The organism is Methylomonas sp. (assembly GCF_023228165.1).
Classification (GTDB): domain Bacteria; phylum Pseudomonadota; class Gammaproteobacteria; order Methylococcales; family Methylomonadaceae; genus Methylomonas.
Genome location: NZ_JALOBS010000008.1, coordinates 16,587 through 32,826 on the forward strand (window position 1 = coordinate 16,587; position 16,240 = coordinate 32,826).

14 protein-coding genes and 2 tRNA genes are annotated in these 16,240 nt (G+C 50.1%); 4 read left to right on the plus strand and 12 right to left on the minus strand.

Going from position 1 to position 16,240, the window contains the following annotated elements:
* Positions 1-2: 2 nt before the first annotated feature.
* The 10 genes from M0R33_RS07410 to M0R33_RS07455 all read right to left on the minus strand — a co-directional run bounded on the left by M0R33_RS07410 (position 3) and on the right by M0R33_RS07455 (position 11,861).
* Complete coding sequence (locus M0R33_RS07410) at positions 3-995, minus strand: DNA polymerase III subunit delta' (RefSeq protein ID WP_292567246.1); 993 nt, start codon at positions 993-995, stop codon at positions 3-5.
* Positions 995-1,618, minus strand: a complete 624-nt coding sequence (gene tmk / locus M0R33_RS07415) for a dTMP kinase (protein ID WP_292567248.1) — start codon at positions 1,616-1,618, stop codon at positions 995-997. The genes M0R33_RS07410 and tmk overlap by 1 nt, the downstream gene beginning before the upstream one ends.
* The gene (gene mltG, locus M0R33_RS07420) at positions 1,615-2,604 is read right to left on the minus strand and encodes an endolytic transglycosylase MltG (RefSeq protein WP_292567251.1); all 990 of its coding nucleotides are present in this window, start codon (positions 2,602-2,604) and stop codon (positions 1,615-1,617) included. The genes tmk and mltG overlap by 4 nt, the downstream gene beginning before the upstream one ends.
* The gene (gene pabC, locus M0R33_RS07425; protein WP_292567254.1) at positions 2,601-3,428 is read right to left on the minus strand and encodes an aminodeoxychorismate lyase; all 828 of its coding nucleotides are present in this window, start codon (positions 3,426-3,428) and stop codon (positions 2,601-2,603) included. The genes mltG and pabC overlap by 4 nt, the downstream gene beginning before the upstream one ends.
* A 26-nt stretch (positions 3,429-3,454) precedes the next feature.
* Positions 3,455-4,699: a beta-ketoacyl-ACP synthase II gene (gene fabF, locus M0R33_RS07430; RefSeq protein ID WP_292567257.1), complete on the minus strand. Its 1,245-nt coding sequence runs from the start codon at positions 4,697-4,699 to the stop codon at positions 3,455-3,457.
* Between the two features lie 85 nt (positions 4,700-4,784).
* The gene (gene acpP / locus M0R33_RS07435; RefSeq protein WP_013820083.1) at positions 4,785-5,018 is read right to left on the minus strand and encodes an acyl carrier protein; all 234 of its coding nucleotides are present in this window, start codon (positions 5,016-5,018) and stop codon (positions 4,785-4,787) included.
* A 172-nt stretch (positions 5,019-5,190) separates the two neighbouring features.
* Positions 5,191-6,129, minus strand: a complete 939-nt coding sequence (locus M0R33_RS07440) for a hypothetical protein (RefSeq protein WP_292567288.1) — start codon at positions 6,127-6,129, stop codon at positions 5,191-5,193.
* Between the two features lie 7 nt (positions 6,130-6,136).
* Complete coding sequence (locus tag M0R33_RS07445) at positions 6,137-9,403, minus strand: efflux RND transporter permease subunit (protein WP_292567290.1); 3,267 nt, start codon at positions 9,401-9,403, stop codon at positions 6,137-6,139.
* Positions 9,400-10,497, minus strand: a complete 1,098-nt coding sequence (locus tag M0R33_RS07450; protein ID WP_292567291.1) for an efflux RND transporter periplasmic adaptor subunit — start codon at positions 10,495-10,497, stop codon at positions 9,400-9,402. Before M0R33_RS07450 ends, M0R33_RS07445 begins: the two co-directional genes overlap by 4 nt.
* 20 nt (positions 10,498-10,517) lie before the next feature.
* Positions 10,518-11,861, minus strand: a complete 1,344-nt coding sequence (locus tag M0R33_RS07455) for a TolC family protein (RefSeq protein WP_292567294.1) — start codon at positions 11,859-11,861, stop codon at positions 10,518-10,520.
* A gap of 207 nt (positions 11,862-12,068) precedes the next feature.
* Between M0R33_RS07455 and M0R33_RS07460 the strand changes: the two genes are divergently transcribed.
* The 4 genes from M0R33_RS07460 (at position 12,069) to M0R33_RS07475 (ending at position 13,989) form a co-directional block, all read left to right on the plus strand.
* On the plus strand, positions 12,069-12,605 hold the full coding sequence (locus M0R33_RS07460) for a hypothetical protein (RefSeq protein ID WP_292567335.1): 537 nt from the start codon (positions 12,069-12,071) through the stop codon (positions 12,603-12,605).
* Positions 12,606-12,665: 60 nt separating this feature from the next.
* Positions 12,666-12,741: transfer RNA gene (locus M0R33_RS07465), tRNA-Gly, on the plus strand.
* Positions 12,742-12,788: 47 nt separating this feature from the next.
* Positions 12,789-12,862, plus strand: a tRNA-Cys gene (locus M0R33_RS07470).
* A 452-nt stretch (positions 12,863-13,314) separates the two neighbouring features.
* Positions 13,315-13,989: a TVP38/TMEM64 family protein gene (locus M0R33_RS07475; protein ID WP_292567338.1), complete on the plus strand. Its 675-nt coding sequence runs from the start codon at positions 13,315-13,317 to the stop codon at positions 13,987-13,989.
* A gap of 24 nt (positions 13,990-14,013) precedes the next feature.
* On the opposite strand, the gene M0R33_RS07480 is transcribed toward M0R33_RS07475, so the two are convergent.
* Positions 14,014-14,856, minus strand: coding sequence for an endonuclease/exonuclease/phosphatase family protein (locus tag M0R33_RS07480; RefSeq protein WP_292567340.1), 843 nt, complete (start codon positions 14,854-14,856; stop codon positions 14,014-14,016).
* Between the two features lie 141 nt (positions 14,857-14,997).
* Complete coding sequence (locus tag M0R33_RS07485; protein WP_292567342.1) at positions 14,998-16,086, minus strand: hypothetical protein; 1,089 nt, start codon at positions 16,084-16,086, stop codon at positions 14,998-15,000.
* Positions 16,087-16,240 lie beyond the last annotated feature (154 nt).

Here is a 16,240-nt window from a genome sequence, read left to right on the forward strand (position 1 = left end):
GGTTATCGGTTATTGAGTTGCGACCAGCTGATTAAAATTTGCTCAAGCAGCAATTGTTTATTGATTGGCGTACTCAATTGCGAACGGGCAATCAGCAGGCTATCGTAAAAGGGGTAAAGACGCTTTAATTCTAGTCGCTTGGCAAGGGCTTGCAAGGGTTTTTTCAGATCCGAATTGCGTAACTGGTCCGATTCAATTTGCGCAGCAAATTTAATCAGGTCCGCCACCCAACCCAGCATCCAAGTCAACAGTACATTCAGTTCCAAGGCCGCGGGTTTTTGCCATTGCTCCGCCAATGCCAGCAGATTTTTTTTGCCTTCGGCGACTTGCAGCCAGGCATCGAAATAATCCTGCCTGACGGTGATAAAATTTTGCCGGGCATATTCTCTGGCCAATAGTGGCGCCCCTTGAGACAAACCTAGCAGCACGTCGCTATTTTCCCCGGCCCCTTGCTGTTTTAGCCAATGCACGGCTATGTCTCTTTCCGGCGCGTCACAAGCAACGACTTGGCAACGGCTGCGGATGGTGGCGGGCAAACGGGACGGCTTTTCCGTCAGCAATATCAAGCAGGTGCGTGCGGTGGGCTCTTCCAGACACTTTAAAAAGGCATTCGCCGACGCGTTGTTTAACCCATCCGCGGGACTGATGATCACCACCCGATACCTATCGAATTGCGGCTTTAACGCCAGTTTGACAATCAATTGACGAATTTTATCGATACCGATAGCTTTACCCGGCTCATCCGGCTCTACAAGCAAAAAATCGGGGTGAGTTTGAGCTTCGAATAATTTACAACTCTGACATGATCCACAGGCGGCATAATCATTTAAGGGCGCCTGACACATCAAAGCTCGCCCATAAGCAACAGCCAAATGGCGTTTACCTATACCGGAAAGCCCGGTAACCAATAACGCTTGCGGAATACGCTGCAATTCGATATAGCTCAACAAATGCCGCCAGACGGCCTGTTGCCAGGGATAGATGGCTGGCGACATCATGATACCAATGCATCAATCGCGCGACTGATCTGGTTCTGCACCTCGACCAACGGTAAACCGGCATTGATGATGGTGTAACGCTGCGGTGCCTGGCGAGCTCGCGCCAAATAGGCTTGCCGTACCCGCTCAAAAAAACTGCGTTGTTCGCTTTCAAATCTATCCAGCTTACCTCTATGCCGAGCACGCAATAGACCGGTTTCTACAGGCGCATCCAGCAACAATGTCAGGTCTGGACGCAGCTCACCTTGTACGGCGGTTTCCAGCCAGGCAATGAGCTGGTTATCCATATTGCGCCCGCCCCCCTGATAAGCATACGTGGCATCGGTAAAACGGTCGCTGAGTACCCATTTACCTTGCGCCAGAGCAGGCAGAATAACGTGCTGCACATGCTGTGCCCGAGCTGCAAACACTAGTAATAATTCGGCTTGCGGCGTGATAGCCTCACTGTGTTTTTCAAGCAACAGTTGCCGAATTTTTTCGGCTAACTCGGTGCCGCCCGGCTCACGGGTAAGCAGCACATCGATCCGTTTTTGCACCAACAATTGTTGGATAAATTGCAGATTCGTCGATTTACCGACCCCTTCCCCGCCTTCCAGGGTAATAAAACGGCCGCGAATCATCGTTGATAGAGTTGCACATATTTTTCGTGCGCGCCATAGGTGGCGGAAAAAGCGTGCCGGCCATTACCGCGAGCCACAAAAAATAAGGCGTTGCCGTCTGCCGGATGTAAGGCCGCATGTATCGCCGCCTTGCCGGGCATGGCTATCGGTGTGGGCGGCAGGCCTTTATTGACATAAGTGTTATACGGTGTCGGTTCTCGCAAATCGCTACGGCGAATATTGCCTTGGTAATCGTCGCCCATTCCATAAATAACGGTCGGATCGGTTTGCAGCAACATGCCCATTTTCAGACGGCGGGTAAATACACCGGCGATTTTTTTACGCTCTTCGGCCGCTGCAGTTTCCTTTTCGATGATGGAAGCCAAAATCAACGCTTCGTAAGGATTTTCCAACGGTACGTCCTGATCGCGTTTCTGCCATTCAGCGGCAATCAAACGCTTCATTTTATCGTGGGCGCGTTTCAACAATTCGACATCCGAACTGTTTTTTTCAAAATAATAGGTGTCGGGAAAGAACAACCCTTCAGGATGTGATTTATCCGAACCTACTTTGGTCATCAGATTGGTTAATTCATCATCCGACAGGGTATGCGCCAAATTCGGATTGTCTTTGATCGCTTGAAAAACCCGTTTAAAACTCCAGCCCTCAGGAAAAGTAATTGAATAACGCCGGGTTTTGCCTTCCGTCAGCAACGTTAAAATATCGGCTGCGGTTGCGCCTTTATTCAACACGTACTCCCCCACTTTCAACATTCTGTCCAGATGAGTCCGATAGGCAAACATCTTGAACCAAAACGAATGAATCGCAATGTGCTGGGCTTTTAACTGTTTAATCACGCTATCCAGCGTATCGCCTTTTTTAATCTCCAGGGTCGTGGCGTTGGTTACCACCGTTTTTTTCAACAGGATGTGATAATGCATTCCACCCCAAATTAATAGTAGTCCCAACACCATCAAGCTAGTAAACGCGACTATGCTTCTGATCATAAGTTTGTTTCCTGTTCGCGTGCCGCCGCATACCATTGCTGAATATCGCGGGTAATCCTGCCCACGCCAAAGCACTGATTTTCGAGCTGTTTTACCGGCCAGATACCAATGACCGAATTGGTCACAAACACTTCGTCGGCCTCTAAAACGTTTTGCTTATTAAAGTGATTTTCCGATAACCCTAGGCTATTACGGATTGCGAACTCTATCACAATTTGACGCAAAATCCCTTCAATACCGCAATCGATGAGCAGAGGTGTATGCAGCACGCCCTCTTTGACAAAGAACAGATTGCTCATGGTGCCTTCGACGATACGATCATCGTTATCAAACATTAAGCCTTCCTGAACAGTTTCATCCTGCCATTCCGCTCTGGCAAGAATTTGCTCCAGCCGGTTCATATGCTTGATACCGGCCAAGCCGGGATTGATCGCCAAACGCCACTCGCAAAACCGTGCAACGATACCGTCGGTTTGATAGCGCTCTGGATATTTGGGACTTGGATGCAGGCTTAATAGCCGCGTAGGCACGATCTGATCGGGTTGGCGATAGCCTCTGCCGCCGCTGCCACGGGTTACCATCAGCTTTAAAACCGCCTGGTCCGCTGCGGCCGATAGTTGCCGGGCTTCCGATTCAAGCAAGGATAAATCGGGTGGTGGAATACGTAAGCGTCGGCAACCTTTCAACAACCGGTCTAAATGCCGTTGCAGAAATAGCGGTCTGCCCTTATATACGGCGATAGTCTCGAATAGACCATCGCCATATTGAAAGCCTCGATCAGATACATCGACACAGTGCCTGCTTTCGCCATTTAATAAAAACATGGGCAGACACTGTTTTGAATCAGAAATTACCGATATCGCTTGAACACCAAGGTGCCATTGGTACCGCCAAAACCGAAGGAATTGGACATAGCAATCTCTATCTTCATTTCCCGGGCAATATTGGGTACATAATCCAGATCGCACTCGGGATCGGGGTTTTCCAAATTAATAGTTGGCGGTGCGATTTGGTTTTGAATCGCCAACGACGTCAGTACCGCTTCAATCCCGCCCGCCGCACCCAGCAAGTGCCCGATCATCGATTTAGTGGAACTGACCGCTACTTTATAGGCATGTTCGCCCAGCGCCGTTTTCATGGCGTGGGTTTCGCCGACATCACCTGCCGGCGTGGATGTGCCATGCGCATTGATGTAATCGACGTCGGCGGGATTCAGCTTGGCGTCGCGCAAGGCATTATTCATACAACGGGCCGCACCTTCGCCACCCATGGAAGGCGAGGTGATGTGGTAGGCGTCGCCGCTCATGCCGTAACCCACCAATTCGGCATAAATTTTCGCCCCCCGGGCCTTGGCATGCTCCAACTCTTCAAGTACGATCACACCAGCGCCGTCACTTAATACGAATCCATCCCGGTCTCTGTCCCAAGGTCGGCTGGCTTTTTGCGGTTCATCGTTTCTGCGCGACAGCGCTTTTGCCGAGGCAAAGCCGCCCATGGCAGTTGGCGATGTGGTGCAACGCTCGGCGCCACCCGCAATCATCACATCGACATCGCCGTATTTAATCAAGCGCGCCGCATCACCGATGTTGTGGGTACCGGTCGAACAGGCGGTCACGATGGAAAAATTCGGTCCTTTCAAACCGTATTTAATCGAGAGATTGCCGGAAATCATGTTAATGATGTTACCGGGCACGAAAAACGGCGAAATTTTACGTGGCCCGCCAGCCTTATAGGTGGCGTAGCATTCTTCGATACCGGTGATGCCGCCGATACCGGCGCCGACAGCCACACCGATACGATCGGCATTCTCTTCCGTCACTTCAATCCCGGCATCTTCAAAGGCCTGACAACCCGCCGCGATACCGTAATGGACAAAACCATCCATACGTTTGGCATCTTTCTCGGAAATGTAGTCACCGATATTGAAATTTCTAATCACGCCGCCGAACGTGGTTGCAAAACTGGAAATATCAAAGGAATCAATAGAACTAATACCGCTTTTGCCGTTGATGATGCCATCCCAGGTATCGGCAACATTATTCGCTAAAGGCGTAACAGCGCCTAAGCCCGTTATAACAACTCGACGTGTGCTCACAGTAAACTACCGTTTTAGTTAGAGGTAATCAGAGGGGAATGGAGATAGGAAGCAGGCGCGTAAAGCACCAGCTTCCTTGAACAACTTATTGCAGATTGGCGTTGATGTAATCAATTGCCAATTGTACGGTGGTGATTTTTTCAGCTTCTTCGTCTGGAATTTCGCACTCGAATTCTTCTTCCAGAGCCATGACGAGTTCAACTGTGTCTAAAGAATCCGCACCAAGATCATCAACAAAAGACGCATCGTTTGCGATTTCTTCTTTCACGCCTAATTGCTCTGCGACAATCTTTTTAACTCGTTCTTCGATATTACTCATATTTTTTTCCTCGAACAATGCGAACGCCAGAGTTACAGCATCCACCTTATCTTTAGTGTTGTATTGTTAATTTGAAATCCCGTCACAGGCAATGCCAAACGACTTGGTGGATTATACTTGATGTTCAAAAAAATTCACAACATTAGCAACCACAATTCCAAGCATTTGATTGCTAATGCGTTTTAGAACTCAAATTTTTGATGATTTCCTCCAAAGGCACTAAATTCAGCTTAATTCTGAACAAAATCGCCTTATTTTCCAGCAAGCCATAACATTCATAGGTGCGCAACATGATGCTGGTTTGATTGAGTGTGTTTTGTTTTGATTCGGGCAATTGCTTGACCAGAATATGTAATTTGTCGTTATTTTTAACCTGTTCCAGGTGCACCCGATCCACTGAAAAATCGTGCGAGGTATATACCATCGGGTTACGCTTGAAATCATGATTTTCCAATTGCGCCTTCTCCAGCAAAGCCCCCGAAGTCAAACTACAGGGAAATACTTCCGGATAATGCGCTACATGTTCCAGCTCATCGAAATAATCCGACTGTTCCGCCAGGGAACCCGACAAAAAATTCTTTACATTACCATTGGTTAGCCACTTGCGCTTCAGAAAGAAATCGCTGCCCGGCACCATGGATTTATCCGGCACGGCATTCAAATCCGGCAAGCCGCTTAAATCGGTATCCGCCAAAAACAGCGGCGCCTTGGTTTCTTTTTTATACCCCAGCAAGATGGTTTTACCTTGCGACTTAATCGCAATTCGATTGGTCAGCGTGAGCTCGGGAATCGTGGCAATCAAGGTTTTTTTGATATCCAACGATAATTCCTGCCGGGGCCGCAAGGCATTCACAAACGTTATCTGATAGTTACTGAAACGCAGCTGATTATCGGCGATGATCTTGTCTTCATGATGTGCTTCCCGATATAGCTTCATCTGATGTTCAATCAGAGTATTCATCTGAAACCCCAGCACAATCGGTCCTTTGAACGGATTGTGGGTCACTTGCAGCCACTTGTGCTTATCGTGAAACAAATTAAAGTCGTCCGAGGCGGCACGCGCCACCTCGATGTGGATTTGGTCAAAAGTAAAGGGGGTCTCTTTGGTCATGGATTTTTTACTGTTCGGTCTCGATAACCTTCGGCATATCCCGATTGATCAAAAAATATACTAGTGGAATCACCACCAGCGAAAACAAAGTCGAGGCGATGATGCCGAAAATAAAGCTCCAGGCCAGACCGGAGAAAATTGGATCCAGCACGATCATTATCGAACCCAACACCGCCGACGCTGCTGTTAAAAAAATTGGATTTAAGCGGGTGGCACCGGCTTCAATAATCGCATCGGCTAGACTGATATCCGGATTGCCTCGGTAAATGTTCTCGATGAAGTCGATCAGAATGATCGAGTTGCGCACCACGATGCCGGCCAAGGCAATCATGCCTATCATCGCCGTGGCGGTGAAATACACCGGATTGGCGTATTGCCCCACATCGGAGGCAAACAGATTGATAAACCAGAAACCGGGCATGATGCCGATCACAGTCAACGGGATCGCGATCATCATGATCAGCGGCACACCCAAGGAACCGGTCTGCCCGACCAGCAGGATATAGATCATCACCATCGCCGCCGCAAAGGCCAGGCCCAGGTCGCGGAACACGTCGACGGTAATTTTCCACTCCCCTTCCCCGGCCATTTCCGCACGGTAGCCCGCCGGTAATGGCTGCTGTTCCAGCTTATCGCCCAGATCCCATACAGCTTCGACCGGACTGCGACCGACCATTTCAGCCAGCACATAGGAGACTCGCTGCAGGTTCTTGTGATAAATGCTCTGATCGCCGAGCTCGTGCTGGAAATGACCGAGTTCGCTTAAACGCACCAAGTCGCCATGCGCGGATTTGACCGACAAGGCCAATAAATCCGCTTCGGACGAACGCACCGCTCGCGATAATTGCAGTTGTATTATCAGCGGCTGCCGCTCGCTGGCAACATGCAAGCTGCCCGCCGTACTGCCTTCCACCGCCAGTTTCAGGCTACCGGCCACTTGCTGATTACTGATTCCCAGCAAAGCGGCCTTATCCTGGTCAAGGATAAAATGCAAGCGGGTCTGCGCCGCTTCGACATAATCATCGACATCGACGACGCCATCGATTTTCTCCAGGTGTGCGCGTACCTGATTGGATACTTTGATGATATCGCCGTAACTGGCTTCCGGCGGACCATAAACTTCAGCAACCACACTAGCCAATACCGGCGGTCCCGGCGGCATTTCAACGATCTTGATATTGGCGCCGTATTGCTGGCCGATATTCTCGATATCCGGGCGAATTCTCAGCGCGATAGCATGCGATTGCTGTTCGCGCTGCGTCTTTTCCACCAACACCACCCGCACGTCACCGACATAAGCGCCATGACGCAAATAGTAATGCCGCACCATGCCGTTAAAATCCATCGGCGAAGCCAGCCCCACATAAGACTGGTAACTGCTGACTTCATTGACCGTTGACAGATAACGCCCGAGAGCCGCTGCCACTTCATCGGTTGCTTCCAATGACGAACCGCGCGGCATGTCGATTACCAATTGCAGCTCATTTTTGTTATCGAACGGCAACAGTTTCAAAGGCACTACCCGCGTCACCGCCATCAGGGTCGACAATACGAAGGCAACAAACACCAGCAATAAAAACCACAAGGCCTTGGTTTTATTAGCCAGTAACGGCGCCAGAATACTTTGATAGATTTTGAAGCCGCGCGTTTGCTTTAAATCGAACTCCGGCCCATGGTCCTTGCCATATTCGCCTCTTAATAAGCGATAACTGGCCCATGGTGTCACGGTAAAGGCAATCAACAGCGACATCAGCATCGCAATCGGCACATTGAAGGCCATCGGCGCCATGTAAGGCCCCATCATGCCGGTGATGAAAAACATCGGCACAAAAGACATGATTACCGCAAAGGTTGCCAGAATGGTCGGCGGCCGGATTTCGTCCACCGCAGTCAACAAAGCTTGCAGCGGCGGCTCTTTACGCATCTTGTAGTGTCGATGAATGTTTTCCACATCCACAATCGGATCGTCGACCAATAAACCCAGCGATAAAATCAACGCAAATAGCGTCACCCGGTTGATGGTGTACCCGAATATCAAATCACACAGCAAAGTGATGGCAAAGGTCATCGGCACCGCCAAGGAAACGATCAACGACTCTTTAAAACCCAAGGTAAACGCCAATAATATGATGATGGTCAATATGGCAATGGATAAATGCATTACCAGTTCGTTGACTTTATGATCCGCCGTTTCACCGTAGTTGCGGGTCACGGTCACCAATACATCATCCGGAATCAAAGTGCCGTGCAATTGTTCGGTCAATTCCAGCACCTGCTCTGCCACGCTGACCGCATTGCTGCCCCGGCGCTTGGCAATCGCCAGGGTCGCCATGGAGCGCTCTTCGCCGACGGCCGGCAATCCGGCATGCACGTCTCCCACGGTTTTCATCTGCTCCACACCCGGACCGAAGCCGATGCGAGTGTAATAATCGGTGTCTTGCGGCCCGTCGATGATCTCGGCCACATCGCGTAGATAAACCAAGCGGCCCGTGACATTTTTTAACACGGTCGCCCCAACCTGCTCCAGGGTTTGATAATGGGGACCGGCTTCCAGGATAATTTCCCGGTTGTTTCGATTCAGGCTGCCGGTTTGTAAATTGACATTGCTTTGCGCCAACGCCTGTTGCACCTCAATCATACTGACTTGACTGGCCTGCAGCTTGGCCGGATCGGGATATACGGATATCCGCCTGGGTGCCGCGCCTATCACCCAACTATTGCCGACATCGCTCACCGCCCGCAAACGCTCGATCAGTTCCTCGGCTATCCGACGTATAGCCATGATATCCGCGCCATCCTTGGGGGCCGACAAGCTCAACAACAAAATCGGCACATCGTCGATTTCGACCGGCTTGACCACCCAATTGCTTACACCGGCCGGGATCACATCCAAATTGGCCTCCAGCTTGTCGCGGGTCTTGATCAAACTGTCTTCTATGCTTTCCCCCACCACATAGCGCACCGTAACGACTGCCTCGCCTGGACGCGAGGCCGAATACACATATTCCACACCTTGAATCTGTTTCAGCAGCACCTCCAAGGGCGTGGTGACGCGTTTTTCCACTTCCTCGCTGGTCGCCCCCGGGTATTGCACAAAAACATCCATGACCGGCACAATGATTTGCGGATCCTCCTCGCGCGGCGTCAATACTAATGCCGCCGCACCGGCCAACACGGAAATCAGCAAAAACAACAGCGACAGATGGGAGGTGGTAAATAATCGTACGATGCTGACCGTTAAACTGTCTTTTTTGGTTTCAGGCAGCTGATTCATTCCGTCAACCCACTGTCAGTTAAAATGGATTCGCCTTCACGCAAACCGGACAACACTTCGACCCGGTCGCCGAACTGTTTACCGGTGCGGATATGCCGGGCATGCAACTGTTGGCCGTCGACTACCTTGACCGCCTGCAATTGACCGTAATGCAACACCGCAGTCTCGGGGATCAGCAGGGCTTGATGCTCGGCCTGGCAACTCAATTCCAACCAGCCGTACTGGCCGTGCTGCAATCCGGCCAGCATAGGCAATTTAACTTTAATCATCTGGGTATGCGTCAGCGGCTCGATTTCCGGGGCAATCTCATCCACCCTGGCTTCAACCGACTGGTGAATGGCATCCAGCCTTACCGTTACCGGCATGCCTAGTTTGACTTGCTGCAAACAATGGCTGGCAATGGCCGCCTCCAGGCGCAAATCCTCGGGTTTGTGCATCAAAACCACTGCATCGCTGGGCATGGCCATATCGCCGGGCTCTTTCAAACGCTCGCTGATCACGCCGTCAAAAGGCGCATACAAAACGTTCTCACCCAACATGATCCTGGCCTGCTGGGCCGCGCTAGCAGCCTGACTTGCCATGGCGCGAGCCGCTTTAGCCTGAGCCAGCACGGCATCGTAATTTTGCCGGGTGGCCGCCTGCTTTTGATACAGATCGATGTAGCGCTTTTCCTCCGCGCCCGCCTGACCGGCTTGCGCCGCCGAAGCTGCATGCGCCGCCATGGCGGCGTTATAGGCGGCACGCAAGTCCCGATCGTCCAACCGGGCGATCACCGCACCTTTTTTAACTGTATCGCCGGGATTAACACCTATCTCCAAAATACGCGCGTTTAATTTAGGCGCTATTTTTGCCACCGTTCTGGAGCGCACCGTCCCCTGCCAGGACTGGGTATTCGAGGTCAATTGGTGCCCGACTTTGTACACTTGCGCCCCGGCCGGCAACGGTTGCCCTGCCCCTGTCGTGGTTCCAGGTTCTACTTTTTCCGGCCCACCCAAAATCCCCAAGGCATATAAAATCACCAACAATAGCGCAGCGATGGCAGCGGACGGTATCAGCCATTTATTCTCGGTAAATACGGCGTTGTGTTCTGACATAACGGTTATCCTGTGTCTGCTTAATTCCAAAAGCCGGTGGCTTGATTTAATTCGGCTTCCGCGCGCAAAGCGTCGTAACGGGCGGAAATATCACGGGTCTTGGCTCTATCGCGCGCCACTTCCGCTTCGATATAGCGCGTTACGGTAACCACCCCGGCTTCGCGCTGCTCCTTGACCAAGCGCAAAGCCTCTTCGGCGGCTTTTACCGAAACCGAGGTGACTTGCTCCCTATTTAATGCCTCCCGCAGCCGCAGCTGAGCGGTTTTAACCTGGTTTTCCACTCTCAAACGCATCTGCCGGGCGGCCTCGCGCGCAGCCCTCAGTTCGTGTTCGGCTTTTTTGACTTTTTCCTGGGTAGCGAAACCGGAAAATACATCCACTTCTACCATCACGCCGGCGCTCACATTATCCCGGTTGCTGCTATAGGCCAGATCCTTGCTATCCGAGCCGTAGGTGACGAATGCATCCGCCCGGGGCAGATGTGCGGCCTGCGCGGCATTCAGTTGTTGTTCGGCGATTGCCACGCGTTTTTCAGCGGCTTTCAATTCCGGATGCTGACCTAAAGCCTGATTTAATAACAGCTCAAACTCGGCGGGCTCGGCCGGCAAAGGCTGGCTCAGGTTTTCACTAATCGTAAAGTCGTGATCCGCGGATAACCCCAACAGTGTTTTCAGCATGGCCTTGGCAATTTCAATCGCATTAGCCGCCTGAATTTGCGTATCTTTCGCTTCCGCCAGCTGCACTTCCAAAGACAACACATCCGACTTTAATAAAGTACCGGCATCGAACCTAACCCGGCTTTGGTCCAATTCGCTTTGTACTGCCTCGATGGATCGCAGGCTTAAGTCATGCGCGTCTTCAGCGGCCAGATATCCGTAGAATGCAGCGGTTACATTATTGATCAAATGATGACGGGTAGCGGTCTTTTCCAATTCAGAGGTCTCCACTCCTAATTCGGCGGCTTGACTCAAATAATAGTCCTGTCCGCCCCTAAACAGCGAATAAGTCGCCGTTACCTGAGGCCGGTAATTATCGATACCGCCGGGATGATTGAAGTCTCCGCTATTAAAATTTAACCGCCGTTGGGCAATAATCATGGCAAAGGCTTGAGCCGGATTGTCGCTGTGCTGATACGACAAGCTGGCCTTAACCTGCGGATAAAAACTAGCAAGAGCCTCACCCAGCTGCGCATCGGCTTGATCAATACGTGCCTGCATGATGCTGATTTCGGGATTGTTTTCCAATGCAAAATCAATCGCTTTCTGCAAAGTAAAGGCACCCGAATCGGCATCGGCAACTGCTTGAGCGGACACAACGGTCATCGACACCAGCACGACGGCAAGGCGTTTAAAAAGTAATCGCATAAGCGCACCCACGGTTAGTATTTAAGACTTCTCTAATATTTTAACTCAGGCTGCTGTTCGCAGCAATTTCCCAAGTATTATTCAACTTTAGCCCCTCTCACAAAAAGCACGCGAAAGAAAAACACAAAATGAATGCTTGAAATGTTCTATCAGCATGGTAACTTTATGGCTCTTAGCATAATAATAACTACCGAGAGGACAAATTGTATGAGCATTGATGACAACAATAACGAATCAGAAAATCAAAACCAACCGGAACAACCCGAGCAACCCGCGACCCAAAACAACGAGACTCTTGAAACAGCTCAAAAGACTGCCGGTAATTTGGTAGCTACTTTACTTGAACTGAAAGAATCAAATCCTAAAGTTTTCTTTGGCGGCATTGGTGCAATCGTTTTAATCTTCTTGATTATGATCATGTCTGGCGGTTCTGATCCTAAATTGCCCATGCATCAATCCAAAGCTATTGTTCCTGGTCAAAGTTATGTATTAAAAAGCGCCAACGCCTACGATCCTGGCGCAACCATTCGTCTAGTTTCAGTACCAGGCTCCATGGCTGCATATGACGATACCGAAGAAGCGGACCGCGAAGGTGCTTGCAGGCATATGCCACAAAACACGCCGGTTAAAGCCATTCAGTCCCAAGACGCTTATGGCAAAAAAGATGTGTTTGTAGAAGTGGAAATGACCACGGGCGAATGCGAAGGTAAACGCGGCTGGGCATTAGCAATCGATTTACAATAATTTTTAAAAAAATATTGACGCAAAAATTATTTTAATTATAATGCACGAATCGAAAGCAAAGCGGGAATAGCTCAGTTGGTAGAGCACAACCTTGCCAAGGTTGGGGTCGCGAGTTCGAGTCTCGTTTCCCGCTCCAAATTCAAAAAAAGCCGCGTAGTTCGCGGCTTTTTTATTTCAGACAAAGGCTGCGTAGCAAAGTGGTTATGCAGCGGCCTGCAAAGCCGTATACACCGGTTCGATTCCGGTCGCAGCCTCCATTAGTCGATTTAACGCAGTCCAGTAAAATTCAAAAACCCGCAAGTCATAAGGCTTAGCGGGTTTTTTATTGTTCGACCAAGTTCAAGAGGATTTCTTGAACTCTACGGGCGAGCGGAACCGCCTGCAGTAACCAGTCCTACATCGCCGTGCAAAACCCACAAGCGCCCACGCGCCAAATGTCGACAATAAAACACCCCCTTTTACTGTAGTGATCTAATAAAAACAGGCCCTTCGTAAATTGGACGGCGACATCGGGTACGCCGGCATGCAGCCATGAACCGCACCGTTCATGCAAGCGCCCGGTGCCGGCCGAATTGATTGGCCGCTGTCACGTTAAAGTCATATTCCGGTGGTATTAGTTTAAGCAGCGTCCGGTATGCGATTAAAGGCCCGCGAACCCGGTTGGGCGGCGTTTTCGCTGTAACCTCAACGAATAAGAATAAAAATAGACATGCTCGCTACCAAACAAAAAAACCTGGCATTAATACTGTTGGTATTTTTAGCTGCCACCGTATTTTTTTCGGATCAATTGACCCTAGAAGCATTCAAAGACAATAAATCGTTCATCGCCGACTTCATTACGGAAAACTACCTTTTATCGGTGATGCTGTTCTTCCTGTCCTGCATTATTTTTGTTAATTCGCCGATTCCCTTTGCCGCCGCCATCAAGATGTTAAGCGGATTTTTCTTCGGCTTTTATATGGGCGCTATTTACAATATTGCCGCCACCATCCTGGCTTGCGTGGTGGGCTTCGGCATTAGCCGCTATGCGTTCAAAGACTTGTTTGAACGGATGTATTATGAACGCATCAAAACAATTGAATCCAATATTGAGGAAAACGGCTTTTATTATTTCCTGTCGCTGAGGCTGGTGATGGTGGTGCCTTATTTTTTAATCAATATCCTGGCCGGTATTTCCAGAGTTTCCTTTAAAAAATATCTGCTGAGTAGCGCACTGGGGGTGATGCCGGCCTCGTTCGTCTACGCCAATGGCGGCAATAAGCTGGAACACATTAACTCAATCGACGAATTGTTTAGTCCCGGACTTATTACCTCCATTTTACTGATTGCCCTAATGTCTTTATCGCCGCTATTAGTCAAAAAATACCGCCATGCCAAACAGTAAGTCATACCCCGGCTTCCAGGCGGTTCAAAACAGCTCGAACCGGGCCAGATAACCGAAATGATCGGAGACGATGGGGTAGAAATCTTCATTAAAAATGCTATCAATGGCGCGAATTCTGAGCGGCTGGCCGTTACGCTTGAAAATATGGTCGATACGTTTCGGCGGCCCGTATTCCCAGCCGTCGATCCGGCCATGGTAGCTGGGCTGGTAAAACCGCTGCGGATGGCATTCGTAAAGTTGATCCACATATTCGCCGTTGCCGACGATATGATGATAGGCTTGCTCGCCGGCGGGGGCGTTAAAATCGCCCACCATTAAATCTGCTCTGACGCCGAAATACCGACGCGACTCGATGAGTTGTTTGAGCCGGGCATATTCTTCGAAAAAACCATGGTGCGCCCAACTCAAATGCACATTGGCAATATGCAGCAAGCCGAACCAGGGCACGTCGATGCAGGATACGGTGACATTCCGCGACATGTAATGGTCTTTACGCCGGTCATTCGATACATAGGCAGAATAATTATGCTGCATGGGGTAGCGACTCAGGATGGCGGTACCTTCCCGCCAACGGTAAAAGCCGATGTGGCTCCAGTCTTGATGAATGTGATACCAGCGGCCCCAATGGCGCAATTTGTTGCAAATTCTAAACGCCATATTGGAAGGCGACTCGCCATAGGGATGGGTTATCGGATCATGCATATACTCGCCCACCTCCTGAAAACAGATTACGTCGATATTCAAGTGGGCAATGGCCTCGGCGATGATATGCACCTCCCGCTCGTGATGATGCATGGTTTCGAAACAGCAATGGCGGGGGTGTTGTTGGTAGGTATGCAGATTTAATGTCAGTAGGGACAGTTCCATATATGCGGCTTCGCTGTAATCACGCCGTTACCCAAGCTTTATTGGGTTAAACAAATGCCAAGCAAGGGGCGACAAACATCCGCCTATCGCCCCTTGCCGTTCAACACATTAGACGCGTTAATGCCGCGCCGACAAAGCCATTTAGTGGCTCAACACCACCGGCGAAAAGGAAAACACATTTTCGCTTGAGGGATCGACAGTCATTTCAATCCAGCTGTTTTCAAGGCTGCCGAATACTTGTACCCGGTTGAAGTTGCTGGTCAAGGTGCCGTCTTCGTTAAACATGGCTTTATCGATTTTGTAGTAGTGAGAATCGCCATGCACCAACAGCACCTGGCCGTCGAAACTCTGGGTTTCGTTGACCAAGGTGTTGAAGAAATCGGTATAACCGTTGTTGCCATCCAGCTGCGGCAAAAAGTCGTCTTGGTAGCCGCCGTCGCTTAGTTCAAATGGGAAGTAAATGTCCGCTTGAATCAAAACCACGATAGCGGCATTACCGTTTTCTCTGGCTTTGGCAAATGACGCCTGCAGCCATTCGACATTTTTCTGGTTGCGGGCTTGAAATTCCGCCGTGGCCGCGGCGCAATCCGCTTGGGTGCGATTCGATTTATTGGTGCACTGTTTAGCGGTAGCAACCAAATTATTGTTACTGCCGGGCACATGCAGCGCTACGAATTCGACATCGCTTTTAGTAAAGCGGCTGTTTTCGGAATACGCTTGGCCCAGTTCGCCTTGACGCTCGACCGCCATGGGATGCTTACCTTGGGAAAGGTTTTCGCTAAAGAACGTGCTGCGCAGGTAGCCTAGACGCTCGATAGGATCGTAACCGCCGTTGTTGGTGCGGTGACAATCCGTCCATTCGTTATCGCCCAGCGAATAAAGGGTTGGGGCATTCAAGCTGTCGAAAATATCGATAACATCCTGACCAATCGCTTGATCTGTGCACAAGGAGCTACCGTTTTTGGTATCACCGGCAAACAAGGTGAAATCGAGTTTATGCTTATTCATTGAATCAATGGTTTGCTCAATCTGAATCGATTTTACGGTCGCATCGTCGCTATAAAACTCGTCACCCCACAGCGCCACTTTTAATGGCTTGCTTTTATGGTGATGTTCTCCGCGACCTGTTTCGTCATGATGTTTGCCATGCTTGGAATCAGCCGTGGCGGCGAAAGGAGAAAGCGCGGCGATTGAAACCGCCAGCAGGGTCATGTGAGCAAAGTTTTTCATGTTAAATCTCTAAAAGTATTGGTTGGCTAACGAGGTACATGTAAGAAATATGTACCCGGCCACAATACAATTTGAATATGACGAACCCATTACATGCGCCTATTTACGCCGCTACCTTTCACACTTCAAATTTCGCTGCCTCATTTCCCGCTCG

Excerpts from the sequence above, each read along its gene's own strand:
- M0R33_RS07440 (WP_292567288.1), bottom strand. The coding sequence starts at position 6,129 with ATGACCAAAGAGACCCCCTTTACTTTTGACCAAATCCACATCGAGGTG.
- M0R33_RS07445 (WP_292567290.1), bottom strand. The coding sequence starts at position 9,403 with ATGAATCAGCTGCCTGAAACCAAAAAAGACAGTTTAACGGTCAGCATC.
- M0R33_RS07410 (WP_292567246.1), bottom strand. The coding sequence starts at position 995 with ATGTCGCCAGCCATCTATCCCTGGCAACAGGCCGTCTGGCGGCATTTG.
- M0R33_RS07450 (WP_292567291.1), bottom strand. The coding sequence starts at position 10,497 with ATGTCAGAACACAACGCCGTATTTACCGAGAATAAATGGCTGATACCG.
- M0R33_RS07485 (WP_292567342.1), bottom strand. The coding sequence starts at position 16,086 with ATGAAAAACTTTGCTCACATGACCCTGCTGGCGGTTTCAATCGCCGCG.
- pabC (WP_292567254.1), bottom strand. The coding sequence starts at position 3,428 with ATGTTTTTATTAAATGGCGAAAGCAGGCACTGTGTCGATGTATCTGAT.
- tmk (WP_292567248.1), bottom strand. The coding sequence starts at position 1,618 with ATGATTCGCGGCCGTTTTATTACCCTGGAAGGCGGGGAAGGGGTCGGT.
- mltG (WP_292567251.1), bottom strand. The coding sequence starts at position 2,604 with ATGATCAGAAGCATAGTCGCGTTTACTAGCTTGATGGTGTTGGGACTA.
- acpP (WP_013820083.1), bottom strand. The coding sequence starts at position 5,018 with ATGAGTAATATCGAAGAACGAGTTAAAAAGATTGTCGCAGAGCAATTA.
- M0R33_RS07460 (WP_292567335.1), top strand. The coding sequence starts at position 12,069 with ATGAGCATTGATGACAACAATAACGAATCAGAAAATCAAAACCAACCG.
- M0R33_RS07455 (WP_292567294.1), bottom strand. The coding sequence starts at position 11,861 with ATGCGATTACTTTTTAAACGCCTTGCCGTCGTGCTGGTGTCGATGACC.
- M0R33_RS07480 (WP_292567340.1), bottom strand. The coding sequence starts at position 14,856 with ATGGAACTGTCCCTACTGACATTAAATCTGCATACCTACCAACAACAC.
- M0R33_RS07475 (WP_292567338.1), top strand. The coding sequence starts at position 13,315 with ATGCTCGCTACCAAACAAAAAAACCTGGCATTAATACTGTTGGTATTT.